This is a genomic window from Pseudomonas sp. JV245A, from assembly GCF_032424515.1.
GTDB classification, from domain to species: Bacteria; Pseudomonadota; Gammaproteobacteria; order Pseudomonadales; family Pseudomonadaceae; genus Aquipseudomonas; species Aquipseudomonas protegens.
This window is the reverse complement of record NZ_VYKE01000636.1, coordinates 1-275: the sequence shown is the minus strand read 5'-3', so window position 1 is coordinate 275 and position 275 is coordinate 1. Positions and strand designations below refer to the sequence as shown.

Sequence of the window (275 nt, the reverse complement as noted above, 5' to 3'; positions counted from 1 at the left end):
ACAGCGAAGAACAGCAGAGGGTTGAGCAACAGGAACGCGACAATGCTTGCCTTGTACCAGCGGGGTGATTGGCCGAGAAAATTGTGGGCGAACGCCTGGGCCATTGAACCGGACATTGGCGGCTCCTTGTAGTGAGAAGCGCGCAACTTGCCCCATGGCGGATTGAGAATCAAGAATTGATGAAATCTTTTGCGACAAACTTCGCCAGCGCCCCAGCGGCCGCCAGTGCACGACCTTACGTAGGAGCCGGCTTGCCGGAGAAGAGGGCCTCGAGT

Annotated in this window: 1 protein-coding gene; it reads right to left on the bottom strand. The window is 57.5% G+C overall.

The features are described from left to right. Nucleotides 1-116: hypothetical protein (locus F6S12_RS33385; RefSeq protein WP_315870070.1), on the bottom strand; the 116-nt coding region annotated here is incomplete at its 3' end. Nucleotides 117-275 lie beyond the last annotated feature (159 nt).